The sequence below is a fragment of the Tardiphaga sp. OK245 genome, from assembly GCF_900108575.1.
In the GTDB taxonomy this organism is placed as follows: Bacteria; Pseudomonadota; Alphaproteobacteria; order Rhizobiales; family Xanthobacteraceae; genus Tardiphaga; species Tardiphaga robiniae.
Window position 1 is genome coordinate 1,324,192 of record NZ_FNWZ01000001.1, and the last position, 19,448, is coordinate 1,343,639.

General features: G+C 62.3%; 16 protein-coding genes and 1 tRNA gene. 8 read left to right on the forward strand and 9 right to left on the reverse strand.

The genetic code is table 11. The annotated features are described in order from the left end of the window. Positions 1-29: 29 nt before the first annotated feature. Positions 30-947, reverse strand: coding sequence for an amino acid ABC transporter substrate-binding protein (locus BLW80_RS06070; RefSeq protein ID WP_093757187.1), 918 nt, complete (start codon positions 945-947; stop codon positions 30-32). Between the two features lie 161 nt (positions 948-1,108). Here BLW80_RS06070 and BLW80_RS06075 point away from each other — a divergent pair, with 161 nt between their 5' ends. Continuing rightward, positions 1,109-2,527: a DHA2 family efflux MFS transporter permease subunit gene (locus BLW80_RS06075; protein WP_093757188.1), complete on the forward strand. Its 1,419-nt coding sequence runs from the start codon at positions 1,109-1,111 to the stop codon at positions 2,525-2,527. Here BLW80_RS06075 and BLW80_RS06080 read toward each other — a convergent pair. The 3 genes from BLW80_RS06080 to cpdR form a co-directional block, all read right to left on the reverse strand. Further along, on the reverse strand, positions 2,487-3,308 hold the full coding sequence (locus BLW80_RS06080; RefSeq protein WP_089265824.1) for a gamma-glutamyl-gamma-aminobutyrate hydrolase family protein: 822 nt from the start codon (positions 3,306-3,308) through the stop codon (positions 2,487-2,489). The two genes, BLW80_RS06075 and BLW80_RS06080, sit on opposite strands and share 41 nt — an antisense overlap. Positions 3,309-3,474: 166 nt before the next feature. Next, positions 3,475-3,549 (reverse strand) — tRNA-Val (locus BLW80_RS06085). Positions 3,550-3,677: 128 nt separating this feature from the next. Next, positions 3,678-4,037, reverse strand: a complete 360-nt coding sequence (gene cpdR / locus BLW80_RS06090) for a cell cycle two-component system response regulator CpdR (RefSeq protein ID WP_015669438.1) — start codon at positions 4,035-4,037, stop codon at positions 3,678-3,680. Between the two features lie 292 nt (positions 4,038-4,329). On the opposite strand from cpdR, the gene BLW80_RS06095 reads away from it, so the two are divergent. From BLW80_RS06095 to hisN, 3 genes are all read left to right on the forward strand, one after another. Then, complete coding sequence (locus BLW80_RS06095; protein ID WP_093757189.1) at positions 4,330-5,217, forward strand: N-formylglutamate amidohydrolase; 888 nt, start codon at positions 4,330-4,332, stop codon at positions 5,215-5,217. Positions 5,218-5,445: 228 nt separating this feature from the next. Next, the gene (locus BLW80_RS06100; RefSeq protein ID WP_170849584.1) at positions 5,446-5,610 is read left to right on the forward strand and encodes a Flp family type IVb pilin; all 165 of its coding nucleotides are present in this window, start codon (positions 5,446-5,448) and stop codon (positions 5,608-5,610) included. 617 nt (positions 5,611-6,227) lie between these two features. Further along, positions 6,228-7,010, forward strand: a complete 783-nt coding sequence (gene hisN / locus BLW80_RS06105) for a histidinol-phosphatase (protein ID WP_093757190.1) — start codon at positions 6,228-6,230, stop codon at positions 7,008-7,010. Between the two features lie 10 nt (positions 7,011-7,020). Here the strand turns inward: hisN and BLW80_RS06110 are convergent, their stop codons facing one another. After that, entirely contained in the window at positions 7,021-7,914 is an 894-nt protein-coding gene (locus tag BLW80_RS06110; protein ID WP_093757191.1) for a LysR substrate-binding domain-containing protein, read from the reverse strand. Positions 7,915-8,007: 93 nt separating this feature from the next. On the opposite strand from BLW80_RS06110, the gene BLW80_RS06115 reads away from it, so the two are divergent. Further along, complete coding sequence (locus tag BLW80_RS06115) at positions 8,008-8,760, forward strand: sulfite exporter TauE/SafE family protein (RefSeq protein ID WP_170849585.1); 753 nt, start codon at positions 8,008-8,010, stop codon at positions 8,758-8,760. Between the two features lie 68 nt (positions 8,761-8,828). On the opposite strand, the gene BLW80_RS06120 is transcribed toward BLW80_RS06115, so the two are convergent. After that, positions 8,829-9,467 (reverse strand): LysE family translocator, encoded by a 639-nt coding sequence (locus BLW80_RS06120; RefSeq protein ID WP_093757192.1) that lies wholly within the window; start codon positions 9,465-9,467, stop codon positions 8,829-8,831. 12 nt (positions 9,468-9,479) lie between these two features. After that, positions 9,480-10,427: an alpha/beta fold hydrolase gene (locus tag BLW80_RS06125; protein ID WP_093757193.1), complete on the reverse strand. Its 948-nt coding sequence runs from the start codon at positions 10,425-10,427 to the stop codon at positions 9,480-9,482. A 200-nt stretch (positions 10,428-10,627) separates the two neighbouring features. Between BLW80_RS06125 and BLW80_RS06130 the strand changes: the two genes are divergently transcribed. Then, the gene (locus BLW80_RS06130) at positions 10,628-11,104 is read left to right on the forward strand and encodes an Hsp20 family protein (RefSeq protein ID WP_170849586.1); all 477 of its coding nucleotides are present in this window, start codon (positions 10,628-10,630) and stop codon (positions 11,102-11,104) included. A 92-nt stretch (positions 11,105-11,196) separates the two neighbouring features. On the opposite strand, the gene BLW80_RS06135 is transcribed toward BLW80_RS06130, so the two are convergent. After that, the gene (locus BLW80_RS06135) at positions 11,197-12,042 is read right to left on the reverse strand and encodes a hypothetical protein (protein ID WP_093757195.1); all 846 of its coding nucleotides are present in this window, start codon (positions 12,040-12,042) and stop codon (positions 11,197-11,199) included. 547 nt (positions 12,043-12,589) lie between these two features. On the opposite strand from BLW80_RS06135, the gene gltB reads away from it, so the two are divergent. Together gltB and BLW80_RS06145 are read left to right on the forward strand one after the other, a co-directional pair. Then, positions 12,590-17,347: a glutamate synthase large subunit gene (gene gltB, locus BLW80_RS06140; protein WP_093757196.1), complete on the forward strand. Its 4,758-nt coding sequence runs from the start codon at positions 12,590-12,592 to the stop codon at positions 17,345-17,347. Positions 17,348-17,493: 146 nt separating this feature from the next. Continuing rightward, a complete protein-coding gene (locus tag BLW80_RS06145) occupies positions 17,494-18,951 on the forward strand; it encodes a glutamate synthase subunit beta (RefSeq protein WP_089265800.1) in 1,458 nt (485 codons plus the stop codon). Between the two features lie 62 nt (positions 18,952-19,013). Here the strand turns inward: BLW80_RS06145 and BLW80_RS06150 are convergent, their stop codons facing one another. Beyond that, positions 19,014-19,352, reverse strand: a complete 339-nt coding sequence (locus BLW80_RS06150; RefSeq protein WP_093757197.1) for an endonuclease domain-containing protein — start codon at positions 19,350-19,352, stop codon at positions 19,014-19,016. Between the last annotated feature and the right edge of the window lie 96 nt (positions 19,353-19,448).

A 19,448-nucleotide genomic window follows, 5' to 3' on the forward strand; every position in this document is an offset into this window, starting at 1 on the left:
CCCCGCAAGCGGGGAGAGGTAAGCAAGAGTTAGTTGGCTGCGTAGGCGTCGGGATCAGGCGAATCCGACGGGCTGGCGAACGCCTTCTTCTGCTCGGCTCCCATCGGAACGTTCAGATTGAGGCCCTTGGGCGGAATCTTCTGCGTGAACCACTTGTCATAGATCTTGGCGCCTTCCGGGCTCTTGTAGAGCTCGGCAGTGGCCGCATCGACAACCTTCTTGAACGGCGCGTCGTCCTTGCGGAGCATGATGCCGTAGGGCTCAGCTTTCGAGAACGCGTCCTTGGAGATCACATAGGCGCTCGGATCGCGCGCACCGGCAGCAAGGCTGGCAAGCAGGATGTCATCCATCACGAAGGCCACAGCACGGTCGGTCTCGACCATCAGGAATGCTTCGGCGTGATCCTTGGCGGGAATGACGTTGATGCCGAGATTACGCGCGGCATTGGCTTCGGTAAGCTGCTTGATGTTGGTGGTGCCGGAGGTCGAGACCACCGACTTGCCCTTCAGATCGTCGATCTTGTCAAGCTTGGCGGCCTTCTTCGAGACGAAGCGGCTGGCCGTCAGGAAGTGCGTATTGGTGAAAGCAACCTGCTTCTGGCGATCGGCATTGTTGGTGGTCGAGCCGCATTCGAGGTCGACGGTGCCGTTGGCAATCAGCGGAATACGTGTCGCCGAGGTGACCGGATTGAGCTTGACCTCGATCTTGTCGTTCTTCAGTTCTTTCTTCACCGCATCGACGATCTTGTAGCAGATGTCCATGGCGAAACCGACGGGCTTCTGATTGTCATCCAGATAAGAGAACGGCACCGAGGAATCGCGGAAGCCGATGGTGATGGCGCCGGTGTCCTTGATCTTCTTGAGCGTGCCGGTGAGCTCCTGAGCGCCCGCCTGCGTCGTGCAGACCGCCGCGGCGATCATGGTCCCCAACAGATAAATTCGTTTCATAGTCCCTCTCCTCAACACAGTCCGATCTCACGCCGACGACTCTCTTACCGAGCGCCCCGGCACGACCGCCCGGGATGCTTGCACAATCGGGGCCAAAACGGAATTGCCCGATCGGAGGACAATGGTTTGTTCTGAGCTCCCGTTCCCCCTACAACCCGGTCATGAGTAACGCCTTGCATGCGCTTTGTGACGCAGGCGCCGCCGGCGCCACGGAAAAGATCGATGATATCAGCCATCCCGGCCTGGTGATCACCACCACGATTCTGGCCTCCAGCCTGGCCTTCATCGACGGATCGGTGGTGAATGTCGGACTTCCGGCCATTGCTGCGAGTTTTCAGGCCGATGCCGTCGACCTGCAATGGGTGATCAATGCCTATCTGCTGCCGCTCAGTGCACTTCTTTTGCTCGGCGGTGCAGCAGGCGACCGTTTCGGCCGCCGCAGACTTCTGATCTGGGGCGTTGGCCTGTTTGCGCTGGCCTCGCTGGCTTGCGCTGTGGCGCCCAGCCTGCCTCTGCTGCTGGCCGCACGTTTCCTTCAGGGCGTCAGCGCGGCGATGCTGATGCCGAACAGCCTGGCGATCCTCGGTCAGACATTTTCCGGCGAAGCCAAGGGCCGCGCCATCGGCATCTGGGCTGCCAGCGGCGCTGCCGCCGGCGCGCTCGGCCCGGTGCTGGGCGGATGGCTGATCGACATCGGCAGCTGGCATCTCATCTTTCTCATCAATGTGCCGATCGCATTGGCGGCAATGGCGCTTGCTTGGCTAGGCATCCCCCGCGATCGACACGACAGCGACGAGCCGCTCGATGGTCTCGGCGCCATTCTCGCGACTGCGGGACTTGGCCTGACGACCTGGAGTCTGACCGAAGCTACGTCACATGGCTGGTCGGGTTTCACGCTTGGCGCGCTTGCCGCAGGCCTCCTGCTCTTGCTTGTGTTTGTGTGGGTCGAAGGCCGTAAGGGCGAACGCGCGATGATGCCGCTCGCACTGTTCGGGTCGGCGAGCTTCGTCGGCCTGACGCTGCTGACATTCTTGTTGTACGGCGCACTCGGTGGGCTGTTCGTCCTAATGCCTTTTCTCCTGATCGAAGCCGCCGGCTACACGGCGACACAGGCCGGTGCCGCGCTGCTGCCCTTGCCGCTTGTCATCTCTTTGACATCACCGCTCGCTGGCTCGCTCGCAGCCAGAACCGGCCCGAGGATCATGCTGACGCTGGGACCGGTGATTGTGGCGATGGGTTTTCTGCTGGCGCTCCGAATCGGTCCCGACACCAGCTACTGGACCAGCGTCTTCCCCGCCATGGTCGTCATCGCCATCGGCATGGCCGGCGCTGTCGCACCTCTGACGACGGCCGTGCTGATGTCCGTCGATGCGCGTCACACCGGGTCAGCATCGGGCTTCAACAGCGCGGTCGCACGCACAGGCGGCCTTGTGGTCACGGCGCTGATCGGATCGGTCATGGCGGCAAAGGGGCCGGCGCTGATCACCGCATTTGCCGCAGCGACGGTCGCGGGTGCTGTGCTTTGTGTCGCAGCCGCGCTCAGCGCATTCCTGCTGATAGCGGCGCGGCCGCAGCCGTGAAGGCCCCACGCTGCCTGCGAGCGGCCACCGCCTCGCCGAACGCCTGAAACAGCGTGCGGTTGATCGGATTGATCTGCGGATCATATTCGGCGTGCCATTGCACACCGAGCGCGAAGCTCGGCGCATCGGCAATGCGGATGGCCTCGATGGTGCCGTCCTCGGCAATACCCTCGATCACCACTCGCTCGCCAGGGATATCGATGCCCTGACCATGCAGGGAATTGACCGTGATGGTCTCGCGCCCCAGCAGGCTGGCGAAGGTGCCGTTGCTGGTCAGATGCACGTCGTGGCGATCGGCAAATACGACCGCCGGATCGGGATGGATCTCGCCGCTCTCGAGCCGCGGCATGCGATGATTGATGCGGCCAGGAATCTCGCGGATCTCGGGATGCAGCGAACCGCCGAACGCAACGTTCATCTCTTGCAATCCGCGACAGATGCCGAAGATCGGGACCCCGCGCGCGACACAAGCTTCGATCATGGCCAGAGCCACCGCATCGCGGCCATTGTCATAGGGCTCGTGACGGGCATGGGCTTCCATTCCGAACCGGGTCGGATGGACATTGGCCCGAGCGCCGGTGAGCAGGATGCCATCGACCAGATCGAGCACCTGGCCGATATCGGTAATGTCGGGGGTGCCGGCAAACATCATCGGCAGGGCATTGGCCACTTCAGCGACCGCACGAAGGTTGTTTTCTCCGACCGCCTGGACGGAGAACCTGTTCTCAATGCGATACGCGTTGCCGATCACGCCGATTACCGGCCGGGTCTTCGTTGGCATCAGCTTCCGGTCGAAAAGTCCTGGACCATTGAGCTATAGCCGAGTCACGGCGTGAACACGACTGGTTCCGAAATAAAACTGTCACTAATCGGAGTATTGGGGAAAGAAACGTCTCCCAGCGCCTGAAAAGGCGCCAATCCGGCAGTTTTCGAAAGTGTGAGGTGCGTGGTGGGCGCGACAGGGATCGAACCTGTGACCCCTTCCATGTCAAGGAAGTGCTCTCCCGCTGAGCTACGCGCCCTAAGAACCGGTCGTTACGGGTGTGGGGTCTATAACGGGTCAAACCCGGACAAGCAAGGACGGCGGAGTACCAATCCTTGCCTGATTTGCAGGAAATCCAAGAAAGAAATCCAGGAAAGCGGGCTGCCCTCAGGCCGCCAGCATCTTGTTCACTTCGCTGACCAATTCGCGCAGGTGGACCGGCTTGGACAGCACCTTGGCGTTTTTCGGCGCTTCCGAGTCGGAATTCAGCGCCACGGCGGCGAAACCGGTGATGAACATGATCTTGATGTCGGGGTCGAGTTCGCTGGCGCGGCGCGCCAGTTCGATCCCGTCCATCTCCGGCATCACGATGTCCGTTAGAAGCATTTCAAAGGGTTCCTCGCGGAGTCTCTGATAGGCTGACATCCCGTTATCGTGGTGCGACACCTGAAAACCGGCGTTTTCCAACGCCTTCACCAGGAAGCGGCGCATGTCGTTGTCGTCTTCTGCGAGAAGGATTTTGTGCATGGCGGTTGGACGTCGAACCCGAATGAGAGGACCTGTTCGCCCACTAAGCCCGAGGTCTGGTAAATTTCGGGTGAAGGTGATCAGCGCAGACTGTGCATAAGCGTCTCAAGATGGTGCGCCAGAACGTCGTGAAACACAACAAATGAGCGCGTTTCTCGCGATCGCCGCGCCTGCGGAAGGTTTTTAACTTGGCAGACTTGTTTCCGTTATCGACAATGCAGCCTCACAAAGCGCCGGTTTTCTGCCAGACTGGGCAAACCGAAGAACGCGGCTGCAGGGACGATGCGCGACGATGACCCAGTTTGACGGTGAGCTGTCGCCTCCCTTCGAGATCGTCGAGCCGGCCAACTGGCGCGCGCCGATCATTTTCAATTCCCCGCATTCCGGCTCGGTCTATCCAGCGGAGTTTCTCAGTGCGTCCCGCATCGACGTGACGGCACTGCGCCGCTCGGAAGATTCGTTCATGGACGAATTGATCGCGGGATTAAGCGATCGCGGCTTCCCGGTGGTCCGGGTGCACTTCCCGCGCTCCTATGTGGACGTCAACCGCGAGCCTTATGAGCTCGATCCGCGGATGTTCAACGGCCGCCTGCCCAGTTTTGCCAATACCCGCTCGATGCGGGTCGCCGGCGGCCTTGGCACGATTCCCCGTGTGGTCGGCGACGGCCAGGAGATTTACCGCGAGCGGCTCGACGTCGATGACGCCCTCACCCGGATCGAGGCGCTGTACAAGCCGTACCATCGCGCACTGCGCCGCCTGATCAACAAGGCGCATCAGACATTCGGCACGGTGATCCTGGTGGATTGCCACTCGATGCCCTCGATCGGAATTTCCCGTGAGGAGCCGCGCCGCCCGGACGTGGTCGTCGGTGACCGCTATGGCACTAGCTGCGCCACTATCCTGGCCGAGGCGGTCGAAGGCACATTCGGCGGCCTCGGCTATTCGCTGGGCCGTAACAAGCCCTATGCCGGCGGCTTCATTACCGAGCATTACGGCAACCCGGCCAGCGGGCTGCACGCCATCCAGATCGAGCTGAACCGGGCGATCTATATGGACGAACGCCGCCGCGAGAGGACAGCGCGCTTCGATCAAATTGCTGCCGATTTTACCGTTCTGGCCGATGCGCTGGCGAAGATCCCGCTGGACAGCCTCGGCCCGTTCCAGGCCGCCGCCGAATAGGCCGGGGCCAAACATCTCGCCAGGGTTCGAACCGTCACTCAATCAGATGTGGTATTTGGAACCATGACCGCCGGGTCATAATAGGTGCTTATTTCCTGCGACAAACTGTCAATTTTAGCTGGATTTAGAGATGGGGCAGAGTTTTACCACCGGGATTCATGCAACCTTAGGTTCTTCCCACCACCGTGGTTCCGCGGATTGGAACCGCGTATCATGGCAGGAGAGAACATGAAGAACATGATCAAGAAATTCTGGTCGGACGAATCGGGAGCGACTGCGATCGAATATGGGCTGATCGCCGCCGGCATCTCGCTGGCCATCATTGCCGTCGTCAACGGACTCGGCACCAACCTCAATGGCAAGTTCAGCGACATCAACACGTCGCTGAAGTAACCGCCACGACGTGGACACCGGCTTGAGGTTCTCAGCCGAATAAGTCTTGCTTGATGACTGACGTCGCAATGGGCCCGAGGCTGTCGGGGTGCCAGACGACGAACAGGCCAGGCGACACAAGACAATCGCCGGCAGCCACGTCGGCACGCCGTGATGCAAAACTCCTCCGACAAGAAAAAAGGACCGCTTGCGATAGCAAGCGGTCCAAGTCTAGGGAGGAAACGCCCAAGGAGGGCAGCGATAGCGCAAGCGCTACCGCACCGCAACAATATGCAGCCGCGACGCACCAAGTGCAAGAGTTTTCGGGCAAATTTCCATGCAAATTTCGCATGGTGATCGCACCGTTCAGGCATAGGCGTCATAATTTCTATCAGCAAAATCAATGTGATACAGAAATGACAGTAGCTTTGACCTATTTAAGAAATGATCATATATTCATTTCATTGGCCAATTTCTGATGCCGGACATCAGGAATCTTAGGGAAATCGCAATCCGATTCAGTGCTGTGGCTTAGGGGAATCGCAGAGAGATTTCGATCACCGGAGATGCGAGTCGTTGCCCTGCGCTGTATAGGAAGCGACACGTCCCCATCAGCAGCCGCAACAAAGGACCTCTCCGTGACGGTCATCGACTTCAACGCCTTCATTGGTCGTCTTGCGACCTCGTCGGGCGAGACCATCCTGCCGTTCTTTCGCACCTCGCTGAGTATCGACAACAAGAACAGCACCGATTTCGACCCGGTCACGGAAGCCGACCGCGCCGCCGAGGCGGTGATGCGCCGGCTGATCAAGGCCAACTTCCCCCAGCACGGCATTGTTGGCGAGGAATTCGGTACCGAACGCGAAGACGCCGAATATGTCTGGGTGCTCGACCCGATCGACGGCACCAAATCCTTCATCTCCGGCTTCCCGATCTGGGGCACGCTGATCGCGCTACTGCATCGGGGCACACCGGTCTATGGCATGATGCACCAGCCCTATATCGGCGAGCGCTTCAGCGGCGACAGTGGTTCGGCGCGCTACCAGAGTGCCAACAACACCACCCGCAAGCTTGCCGTGCGCCGCTGCGCATCGCTGAAGGACGCGACTTTGTTCACGACCAGCCCGCGGCTGATGAACGACGCCGATCGCGCGAAATTTCAGGATGTCGAAAAAGGTGTGCGGCTGACGCGCTACGGCGGCGATTGCTATTCCTATTGCATGCTCGCCGCTGGCCATCTCGACCTCGTCATCGAGACCGAGCTGAAGCCCTACGATATTGCAGCCCTGATCCCGATCATCACCGGCGCTGGTGGCGTCGTGACGACATGGGAGGGCAAACCCGCGCAGAACGGTGGCCGCATCGTCGCTGCAGGCGACCCGCGCGTGCATGAGGCCGCGCTGAAGATCCTCAACGCCTGATCGGGCACTGCTACGCCCGCGCTGCAGCCCGCAGATGCTCGATCATCTGCTGCGCGGGACGGGATAACGTCTTCAGGCTGCGAAAGCAGATCGCCAGTCTGCGGTTAGCCCAGGGATCGCGAATGCGAATCAACGCCAGCGCCGTCGACCGTGCGCAGCGCCGTGCGGCGACTTCCGGCACAATCGCAATGCCGACCCCCGCCGCAGCCATCTGGCACATCGCATCGAAATCGCGCATCTGCGCCCGGTAGCGCAGTCGCGCGCCCAGCTTCGCCGCATATTTGCCAATGTGGTTCTGCAGCGCTGTCGCATTGGTGAGGCCGATAAAGTCGCGGTCGACGATCTCATGGAAATCGATATATCGCCGGCCGGCGAGATCGCTGCGCGGCGCCGTCACCAGCATCAGCCGGTCCTCGCTGAAGGTGAAACGTTCGAGGCTGTCCGGCAGCGTATGCTCGGCCGCGAAACCGAAATCGGCGATGCCGGCAGCGATTGCCTGGGCGATATCGGCGCTTTCGCGCTCCTCGACCTCGAGGCTGACATTGGGGTGCTCGCGCAGGAAACTCGCCAGCGCCTTCGGCAGATGTTCGGACAGGCCCACCGTATTGGCCAGCATCGATACACTGGCTTTCATTCCATTGGCATAGGCCGCCATGTCGCCGCGCATGGTCTCGACATTCTGCATGACGATGCGGGCATGGCCGAGCAGGCTCTCGCCGGCCGCCGTCAGCGTGACGCCACGCCGCCCGCGTTTGAGCAATGGCACGCCGATCGTTGCCTCCAGCCCCTTGATCCTCGCACTCGCCGAAGCCAGCGCCAGATTGGCAGCGGCGGCACCCGCGGTGATGCTGCGCGCCTCCGCGACCGCCACGAACAGCCTGAGATCGACAAGGTCGGCATGCATGACACTCTCCGTATCTGCCTTCGTCCTGAACGAAGGCAGTCTCCGTAACCTCCAGATTGTGCCGGCCGGGCCGATCGGTCAATGTGTCGCACCATGATCGATTCCATGCTCATTCTGATTGCTGCTGTTTTCGCGCTCGCCGGCTTCGTCAAAGGCGTCATCGGCCTCGGCCTGCCGACCGTCTCGATAGGCCTGCTCGCGGTGACCATGACGCCGGTGCAGGCGCTGACCATCGTCATCGTGCCCGCCATCGTCACCAATATCTGGCAGACCTTCGCCGGCCCCTATCTGCGTGACATCATTCGCCGTCTGTGGCCGCTGCTGATCGGCACTGCGGTGGCCATCTGGGCCTGCGGCAGCCTGATGACCGGGCCCTATGCCAAATACGGTTCGATCGTGCTCGGCGTCCTGCTGGTGATCTATGCCGTGGTGACGCTGGTAAAATTCCAGTTCAAGACGGCGCCACAAAACGAGAAATGGGTCGGCGGCATCGCCGGCGTGTTGACCGGTGTGGTCTCCGCCGCGACCGGCGTGCAGGTCATCCCCTCGATGCCATTTATGCAATCGATCGGCATGGAGAAGAACGAGCTGGTGCAGGCGCTCGGCCTCTACTTCACCGTCGCCACGGCGGCCCAGGCCTTCAACCTCACCAGCGCCGGCCTTCTCAATGCCGCGACGGCGGTGCCCGGCGTCGTCGCGATGATCACCGCTTTCGCCGGCATGTTCGTCGGTCAGGCGGTGCGCGATCGCATGGAGCCTGAGCAATTCCGCCGCTGGTTTCTGATCGCGATGTTGTTGCTCGGCATCTATCTCTCCGTCACCGCCACTTTCGCGGTGCTGAAGTAATCGTAGAGCCTTTTTGTTTTGACGCGTTTTCTTGACGCGAACCGGCATCCACTTCGCTTGAAAACGCTTTAACGCGTCTCCAGCATCGCCACGCGGATGCCGAGATAGATGAAGACGCCGCCGAGGGCGCGGTTGATCCAGACCATTGCCTGACCGGATCGCCGGACGCGGCTGGCGGCTTTCGCAGCGACAATAGCCGTGCCGAGTCCCCAGATCGTGCCCGTGCTGATGAAGATCAGCCCAAGCACGATGAAGGCGAGCGCCTTGCTGGGCGCATCCACGTCGACGAATTGCGGCAGGAAGGCGAGAAAGAACAGCGCGACCTTCGGGTTCAGTGCGTTCGTGAAGGCGCCCTGCCAGAACACCTGCCGGAGCGACAGCAGCGGCTTTTCCGCGGCGTCGTTCGTTGCAACTGTCGATGCCCGCGCACGCAGCATCTGCACGCCGGTGTAAAGCAGATAGGCCGCGCCGATCCATTTCACCGCTGTGAAGGCATAGGACGATGCCGCCAGCAGCGCCGACAATCCGACCGCCGCGGCGAAGACATGGACCAGACATCCTGCACTGATCCCCAGCGCTGCCGCGACGCCGCCGCGCCAGCCCATCTGCACGCTGCGCCCGACGATATAGGCCGTGTCCGGCCCCGGCGTGATGTTGAGGAGGATGCCGGAGAGGATGAAGAGCCAGAGACCGTGAATACCGAGCATGAGTGGCTTTCGTTACTTGAACAGAGGCGTGCCCGGCACGAACGCATCGAACGCCGCCCAGAACTGCTGCCGGTAGCGATCCTGCTCCTGCAGGATCTCGTGACGGGAGCCGGCGATCACCAGATGCGAGCCGGCACGCAGGTGATAGGCGAATTCCTCGATGGCCGGCGTCGACACCACCTGGTCGTTGCTGGCCGCCAGCATCAGGATCGGCTGACGGATCTTCACGGGATAGCTGGCCTCGCGAAAGCCGTGCATCCCGCGGATCGCCGTATCGGCCCAGGCCACCGTCGGCGAGCCGATGCCGAGCGTCGGATCCTCTTCGAGGATCGCCGCGTTGCGCGCATAGCGCACCGGATCGCTGGTCAGCTTGTTATTGGGGAATGACGAGGTCCCGACCAGTTCGCCATTGCCGCCGGGAATGTAGTTGCCGCCCTGCCCGGTCCAGCGCATGACACGCAACAACAACCGCGCCGGCAGCGAGGTCGAACGGCCCGGCAGATCGATCATCGGCGCCGACAGCACCATGCGATCGAACCAGCGCTTGCCGGAATGCGCCACACGCAGCATCACCGCGCCGCCCATCGAATGCGCCAGCGCGAAGTAAGGCGGCGGGCAATCCGGCATCACCACCTGCTGCACGAAAGTTTCGACGTCGATCTCGAAATCCGAGAAGCTGCGCACGTAACCCTTGCGGCTATCGCGCAACTGCCGCGACGAATGCCCCTGCCCGCGCCAGTCGATCATGGCCACTGCAAAGCCGCGGTCGCGCAGGTCGCGCACGGTCTCGAAATACTTCTCGATATATTCGCCGCGCCCGCTGAACACGCAGACCGTGCCCTTGCGCCCGGTCGTCGGCGCCCAGCGCGCAAAACGTAGCTCAGCGCCGTCCGGCGTCTTGATGGTGCCGGACACGGCACCCTCGGGAACGGGGTTGGCGGGAATGGAGACAAGCGTCATGGCGGGGGACCGGTTAGGCGAAAAACGCGGGATTTCAAGGGCGGGAGATCAGGTCGGCGCGAATCTTTCGGCCCCCCTTGCGAGCCGCCAGCCCCCTCCCATATCAGCTTCATGCAGGCCTCTCTAGGCTGCATGACACGAAAGCCCGGCCCCTATGGCGGGCGGGTTATTGCAACAGTCGCTCAATGGAGGACTATCCAATGCGTAGCTATGATCTCACCCCGTTTTATCGTTCCACCGTCGGTTTCGACCGCCTGTTCAATCTGCTCGATCAGAGCACAGGTGACGCAGCGCCGGGCTATCCGCCCTACAATATCGAGCGCACCGGCGAGAACGAATACCGTATCAGCGTTGCCGTTTCAGGCTTTGCGCAGAACGAGCTCGCCATCGTCGCGAAGGAAAACACGCTGACGATCAAGGGCGAGAAGGCTGCCAACGAGAATGGCAGCAAGGCCGAAGTGCTCTATCGCGGCATTGCCGCGCGGGCCTTCGAACGCGCCTTCCAGCTTGCCGACTTCGTGCAGGTGAAGAACGCCTCACTCGAGAACGGCCTGCTTCATGTGGACCTTGTCCGCGAGATCCCCGAAGCCAAGAAGCCGCGCAGCATTCCGATTTCCACCAGCGCGGTGAGCGCACCGCAGGTGGTCGACGGCTCGGCCGAGAAAGTCGCCGCGTAACCGCGACTTTGTGAAGTAAAGTAAGTGTAGCTGTAAATGAAACGCCCCGGAGCAATCCGGGGCGTTTTATTATGTGCGCAGCGCTGCACTAACTATTCCATGCCCTGGACGGGCGGAGGAGTGTCCGCAGGCTTACTAGGCTCTGTAGGCTTTGCTTCCGTCGCGGGAGGCGGAACCGTCGGTGCTGCGGCCTCCGGCTTCGAGGCAGTAGAGGTCGACGGCGCAGCCCCGGTCGTTTCCGGCGCCTTCGTCTCGGCCGGTTTCTGCTCCGTCACGGCCGATTGCTGCACGGGCGCAGCGGCCGGCGGCGTTTCAGGTGGTTTGACTGCGACCGGCTTGGTCTCGGCCGGAGTGACAGGCTTGACCGGTGCTGCAACCGCGCGCACCGGGGGCCGCTTCGGTAGCGGCACTGTCGTTGCACGGCTCGCGACTTTCGGCGCGGGCGTTGCCGTCCCGGCCGTAAATGGCGGGCGGCGATATTGCGGCAGGGTCGGCACTGCGCCTTGCGGGCCGTAGCGCGTGTCGATCTCCTCGCTCATCCGGTCGCCCATGCGATAGGCCGGAATGAAGCGCAGAATGCGTCCGCTGCGCGCATCGATCACCAACCGGCCGTCCTCGCCGTCGAGGTCGATCGCCGAGACCGTGTAGATGAGGCCGCGTTGCTGCGGCATGCCGAGGGCAGAGAAGCCGGCCTCGCGCAGGATCGAATAGACCTCGCGCAGCGGCAGCACCGCCAGATCATAACCGCGGCGCAACACGCCATAGGGGCGCGGCTCCGCATATTCCACGGGCGGCATGGCCGCATAGGGACCGCCGACATCGGATACCTGCGCCACAGCGGCAACGTCGCCGCGCATCGGCGGCAGCGCCTGCGCCCGTACAGCGCCGCTCGCCAGCAACAGACCGGCCGAGGCCAGACATCCCACAAGTACCTTCATTGCATGCTCCTTCGACGCCCCCGCGCCCGGAGAGTGTTCAACTTCCTGAACCTCACGCTTCGCTCGCCTGCCAGCACCGCTGCCACAGGCGTTAACGGACAGTCCGCAACCTCACCGCTGAATCCGGCAGCCCTTGGGCCAGCCTTTGGCCGGAACGCGGCACCTCCGGGCTGAATGTGTCCACGCCAGCTTGGACAATTTGGCATGCGTTGTTGCTATGCGACGACGGACTCAAGCGCGCTTGTGTGCTAGATAAAAATTTGGCAAAGTCCTGGTTAGGACAGCATCACTGTCGCAATTTTTGGTGGCAAATCCGGCACGGGGTTTGCAACATAAGCAGGCGTCGCGACTAAAAAACACGCCTGCTGAGACGAAATGCCTTTAAGGCGAGATATGGGGTGGCCGCCGGGGACGATGGGCACCACCAGTCTGAATTCTGAAAACGAGGCTCGCAAGACGCGCGAGCGGTAGCCCGAACGGGTTCCGCGAGCGTCAAAGGTGCGCCGACAAGGGTGGCAGAACCCCGACGGGGGTTGAGAGGACGAAGATGAGCGGATCAGAGCACGAGCGCCAATTGATCGAAACCGGCACGCATTCGGCGGCCCCGGCTATCAAATCGGCTAACGTGAAAGACACCGCCATCAAACCGGAACTCCATACCTACCGTCCGCCGGCGCTGGGCCTCTATGACCCATCGCAGGAAAAGGACGCCTGTGGCGTCGGCTTCATTGCCAACATCAAGGGCCGCAAGTCGCATCAGATCGTGTCTGACGCGATCAGCATCCTGTGCAACCTCGAGCACCGTGGTGCGACCGGCGCAGATCCGCGCTTCGGCGACGGCGCCGGTATTCTGGTGCAGATCCCGCACAAGTTTTTCGTCCGCAAGACTGCGGAACTGGGCTTCAGCCTGCCGGAGCCTGGCCAATACGCCATCGGCGCGCTGTTCATGCCGCGTGATACCGCGTGGCGGAAAGTCATTCAGGGCATCATCGGCGACCAGATCAAGGCCGAAGGCCTGAAGCTGCTCGGCTGGCGCGACGTGCCGACGGACAATGCGTCGCTCGGCGAAAGCGTGAAGCCGACCGAGCCTGCCAACATGCAGGTCTTCATCGGCATCGGCAAAGCCAAGATCGCCGACGAGGACGAGTTCGAACGTCGTCTCTACATTCTCCGCAAGTCGATCTCGCAGGCGATCTATCAGCGCCGCGAGCGCGGCCTCGCCGGCTACTATCCGTGTTCGATGTCGTGTCGCACCATCATCTACAAGGGCATGTTCCTCGCCGACCAGCTCGGCAGCTACTATGCCGACCTGCACGAAGAGGATTTCGAAAGCGCGCTGGCGCTGGTGCATCAGCGCTTCTCGACCAACACCTTCCCGACATGGTCGCTCGCGCATCCGTACCGCATGGTCGCGCATAACGGCGAAATCAACACGCTGCGCGGCAACGTCAACTGGATGGCGGCGCGTCAGGCGTCCATCGAGTCCGAACTCTATGGCAAGGACATCAGCCGTCTGTGGCCGATCTCCTATGAAGGCCAGTCGGACACTGCCTGCTTCGACAACGCGCTGGAATTCCTGGTGCAGGGTGGCTACTCGCTGCCCCACGCCGTGATGATGATGATTCCGGAAGCCTGGGCCGGCAATCCCCTGATGGATGAGCAGCGCCGCGCCTTCTACGAATATCACGCCGCGATGATGGAGCCGTGGGACGGTCCTGCCGCGCTCGCCTTCACCGACGGTCGACAGATCGGCGCGACGCTGGACCGTAACGGTCTGCGCCCCGCACGTTATCTCGTCACCAAGGACGACCGCATCGTGATGGCGTCCGAAATGGGCGTGCTGGCGATTCCGGAAGAAGACATCATCACCAAGTGGCGTCTGCAGCCAGGCAAGATGCTGCTGGTCGACCTCGTCCAGGGCCGTCTGATCCCTGACGACGAGATCAAGGCGACGCTGGCCGCAAGTCATCCCTATAGCGAGTGGCTTGAACACACCCAGATCGTTCTGGAAGAACTCCCGGACGCGGCGGCCAAGGGCCAGCGCTCCAACCTGCCGCTGCTCGATCGCCAGCAGGCCTTCGGCTACACCCAGGAAGACGTCACCATCCTGCTGACGCCGATGGCGTCGCAGGGCGAGGAAGCGTCGGGCTCCATGGGCACCGACACGCCGATCTCGGCGCTGTCGAGCAAGCCGAAGCCGCTGTTCACCTATTTCAAGCAGAACTTCGCGCAGGTCACCAACCCGCCGATCGATCCGATCCGCGAAGAGCTCGTCATGAGCCTCGTCTCGATCATCGGACCGCGGCCGAACCTGTTCGACCTGCAGGGCGTCGCCACCACCAAGCGTCTCGAAGTGCGCCAGCCGATCCTGACCGACCAGGATCTCGAAAAGATCCGCTCGATCACCGATGTCGCCGAGTCGCACTTTGTCTCGCGTACCCTCGACACCACCTTCCATGCCGGTTTCGGCGCGGCAGGCATGGAGCAGGTGCTGGATGAACTGTGCGCCCGCGCCGAAGCTGCGGTGCGCGAAGGCGTCAACATCATCATTCTGTCCGATCGCATGGCCGGCTCGGATCGCATTCCGATCCCGTCGCTGCTGGCCTGCGCTTCCGTGCATCACCACCTGATCCGCACCGGCCTACGCACCTCGGTGGGCCTGGTCGTCGAATCCGGCGAACCGCGCGAAGTGCATCACTTCGCCTGCCTCGCCGGCTATGGCGCGGAAGCGATCAATCCATATCTGGCGTTCGAATCCATCATCGCCATGAAGGACCGGCTGCCGGTGCAGCTCGACGACTACGAAATCGTCAAGCGCTTCATCAAGTCGATCGGCAAGGGCCTGCTCAAGGTCATGTCGAAGATGGGCATCTCGACCTACCAGTCCTATTGCGGCGCGCAGATCTTCGACGCCGTCGGCCTGCGTCAGGAATTCGTCACCAAGTACTTCACGGGCACCCACACCAAGATCGAAGGCGTCGGCCTCGCCGAAATCGCCGAGGAAACCGTGCGCCGCCACAACGAGGCGTTCGGCGAAATCCAGATCTACAAGACCGCGCTCGATGTCGGCGGCGAATACGCTTATCGCAGCCGTGGTGAAGACCATGCGTGGAACGCCGAGTCGGTATCGCTGCTGCAGCATGCGGTGCGCGGCAACTCGCAGGATCGCTACAAGGCCTTTGCCAAGATCCTCAACGAACAGTCCGAGCGTCTGCTGACGCTGCGCGGTCTGTTCAAGATCAAGACGGCCGAAGACGAGAAGCGCAAGCCTGTGCCGCTCGAGGAAGTCGAATCCGCTGCGGACATCGTCAAGCGCTTTGCCACGGGCGCCATGTCCTACGGCTCGATCTCGCGTGAGGCGCATACGACGCTGGCCATCGCCATGAACCGGATCGGCGGCAAGTCGAACACCGGCGAAGGCGGCGAGGAGTCGGATCGCTACAAGCCAATGCCGAATGGCGACAGCATGCGTTCGGCGATCAAGCAGGTCGCGTCCGGCCGTTTCGGCGTCACCACGGAATATCTCGTCAATTCCGACATGATGCAGATCAAGATGGCGCAGGGCGCGAAGCCCGGCGAAGGCGGTCAGTTGCCCGGCCACAAGGTCGACGCGACGATTGCCGCCGTGCGCCATTCGACCCCGGGCGTCGGTCTCATTTCGCCGCCGCCGCATCACGACATCTATTCGATCGAAGACATCGCGCAGCTGATCTACGACCTCAAGAACGTCAACCCGACGGGCCAGGTCTCGGTCAAGCTGGTGTCGGAAATCGGCGTCGGCACGGTCGCCGCGGGCGTCGCCAAGGCGCGCGCGGACCATGTGACCATTGCCGGCTTCGAAGGCGGTACCGGCGCGTCGCCGCTGACCTCGATCAAGCATGCGGGTTCGCCGTGGGAAATCGGTCTTGCCGAAACCCATCAGACCCTCGTCCGCGAACGGCTGCGTAGCCGCATCATCGTCCAGGTCGACGGCGGCTTCCGCACCGGCCGTGACGTCGTCATCGGCGCGCTCCTCGGCGCCGACGAATTCGGCTTCGCCACCGCGCCGCTGATCGCCGCCGGCTGCATCATGATGCGCAAGTGCCATCTCAACACCTGCCCGGTTGGCGTCGCCACCCAGGATCCGGTGCTGCGCAAGCGCTTCACCGGTCAGCCCGAGCACGTCATCAACTACTTCTTCTTCGTCGCCGAGGAAGTCCGCGAGATCATGGCCCAGCTCGGCTATCGCAACTTCGACGAGATGGTCGGCCAGGTGCAGATGCTCGACCAGTCGGCGCTCGTGTCGCACTGGAAGGCCAAGGGTCTCGACTTCTCCAAGCTGTTCGTGCGCCAGCCCGAACTGCCCGGCCAGAAGATCTATCACACCGAAGATCAGGACCATCACCTGGAAGCCGTGCTCGATCGCGAGTTGATCAAGCAGGCGCAGCCCGCGCTCGATCGCGGCGCGCCGGTGAAGATCGACACCAAGATCAACAGCACCAACCGTTCGGCCGGCGCTATGCTGGCGGGCTCGGTGGCCAAGATCTACGGCCATGCCGGCCTGCCGGACGACACCATCAAGGTGTCGCTGAAGGGCACCGCCGGTCAGGCCTTCGGCGCCTGGCTGTGCAAGGGCATCACCTTCGATCTCGAAGGCGAAGGCAACGACTATGTCGGCAAGGGCCTCTCGGGCGGCAAGATCATCGTGCGTCCGCCGGCTCATTCCGCCATCGTTCCGGAAGAGTCGATCATCGTCGGCAACACCGTGATGTATGGCGCGATCGAGGGCGAATGCTACTTCCGCGGCGTCGCCGGCGAACGCTTCGCCGTGCGTAACTCCGGTGCGGTAGCCGTCGTCGAAGGCGCAGGCGATCACTGCTGCGAATACATGACCGGCGGCATCGTCGTGGTGCTGGGCAAGACCGGCCGTAACTTCGCGGCCGGCATGTCCGGCGGCGTGGCTTACGTGCTCGATGAAACCGGCGACTTCCCGAAGCTGTGTAACATGGCGATGGTCGAACTTGAACCGGTCCTCTCGGAAGAGATGATCGCCGAGAACACCTATCACCACTCCGGCGATCTCGAAGCCCATGGCAAGGTCGACGTGTTCGCTAACCTGCTCGATAGCGACATCGAGCGCCTGCATGTGCTGATCACGCGTCACGCGAAATATGCCGGTTCGGCCAAGGCTGCGATGATCCTCGCGGACTGGAAAACCTGGCTGCCGAAATTCCGCAAGGTGATGCCGGTCGAGTACCGCCGCGCACTGCGCGAGTTGAAAGCGAAAAGCGCCGAGGCCGAACCGCAGATCGCGATCGGCGCATAAGGAAAAGGCCCTCATGGTGAGGAGGCGCGCAGCGCCGTCTCGAACCATGAGGGACAAATCACGCATCCTTCGAGACGCGGCCAAGTGGCCGCTCCTCAGGATGAGGACGGAATTTGGAACTTAAGAGTTCAGAGGCGTCAGTTGTAATGGGCAAGATCACGGGTTTTCTGGAAATCGATCGTCACGACCGCAAGTATGCGCCGGTTGCCGAGCGCCTGAAGGGCTATAACGAGTTCGTCATTCCGCTCAGCGAGAAAGACACCCGCGATCAGGCCGCGCGCTGCATGAATTGCGGCATTCCCTATTGCCACGGCACCGGCTCGGTTCAGCCCGGCACGCCCGGCTGCCCGGTCAACAACCAGATCCCGGACTGGAACGACCTCGTCTATACCGGCAACTGGGAAGAAGCCTCGCGCAACCTGCACTCGACCAACAACTTCCCGGAATTCACCGGCCGCATCTGCCCGGCGCCGTGCGAAGCCTCGTGCACGCTGAACATCGATGACAACCCGGTCACCATCAAGACCATCGAATGCGCCATCGTCGACAAGGCATGGGACAATGGCTGGCTGAAGCCGCAGGTCTCCGCCGTGAAGACCGGCCGCAAGGTCGCCGTGATCGGCGCCGGTCCCGCCGGCATGGCCTGCGCGCAGCAGCTCGCGCGCGCCGGACACGACGTCCATGTCTATGAGAAACTCGCCAAGGCCGGCGGCTTGATGCGTTACGGCATTCCCGACTTCAAGATGGAAAAGCACATCATCGACCGGCGTGTGGTCCAGATGGAAGGCGAAGGCGTCACCTTCCATTACGGCAAGGCTGTCGGCGGCACCTCGCCCGGCGCCATCGATCCCGCCGAGCTGCTCAAGGAATATGAAGCCATCGCACTCACCGGCGGTGCGGAGCACGGCCGCGACCTGCCGATCCCGGGCCGCGAATTCGACGGCATCCATTTCGCGATGGACTTCCTGCCGCAACAGAACCGCCGCGTCGGCAACGAGCCGCTCGGCGACGTCAAGGAGATCCTGGCCGGTGGCAAACATGTCGTCGTCATCGGCGGCGGCGACACCGGCTCCGACTGCATCGGCACCAGCCTGCGTCAGGGCGCATTGTCCGTGACCCAGCTCGAAATCATGCCGGCTCCGCCCGAGCAGGAGAACAAGGGCCTGACCTGGCCGAACTGGCCGCTGAAGATGCGGACCTCGTCGAGCCAGGCCGAAGGCGCCAAGCGCGAATTCGCCGTGCTGACCCAGAGCTTCGAAGGCGCCGACGGCAAGGTCACCAAGCTGAACTGCGTGCAGGTCGACGACAAGTTCAAGCCGATCCCCGGCTCGGAATTTTCGTTGCAGGCCGATCTCGTGCTGCTGGCCATGGGCTTCGTCCATCCCGTCCACGAAGGTATGCTGAAGACCCTCGGCGTCGATCTCGACCAGCGCGGCAACGTTCGCGCCCCAACGACCGATTTCGCGACCTCGCTGCCCAAGGTGTTCTCGGCCGGCGACATGCGCCGCGGCCAGTCACTGGTGGTCTGGGCGATCCGCGAAGGCCGGTTGTGCGCCCGTGCCATCGATCAGGCGCTGATGGGGACGACGACGCTGCCGAGGTAAGGGCCGCAGTTTCAAACACCACGCTTCAAGAGCCGCGCAACTCAGTTGCCGCGGCTCTTTTCTTATCCCTCCCCCTTGTGGGGAGGGTGGACGGCCGTAAGGCCGGCCGGGTGGGGGGAGCCCAGAGCTCCGATTATCGACTCCATCACGCCATCCAGATTCCGATCCACCTCGAAATTCCAGAACCGCATCACGCGAAATTCCTCGCCGCGCAAGAACGCATCCCGCGCTTCATCCCGACGCGACGCCTCATCGAAATTATGCTGTCCGCCATCGACTTCGATGACCAGACACTCACGAAACGACACGAAGTCCACGATGACGTGCTTGATCGGCGCCTGCCGCCGAAAGTGAAAGCCGAGCGGCTTCAGCTCACGCAGCTTCGCCTCCTGCGGCGTCACTACAAAGTTGCGCCTTTCGGCGCTCTATCCCCCTCACATCAAAGGGGACCACCGGAAGGCCAACTTGCGCGGCGGCGCGGGACAGACGGCGCGTGC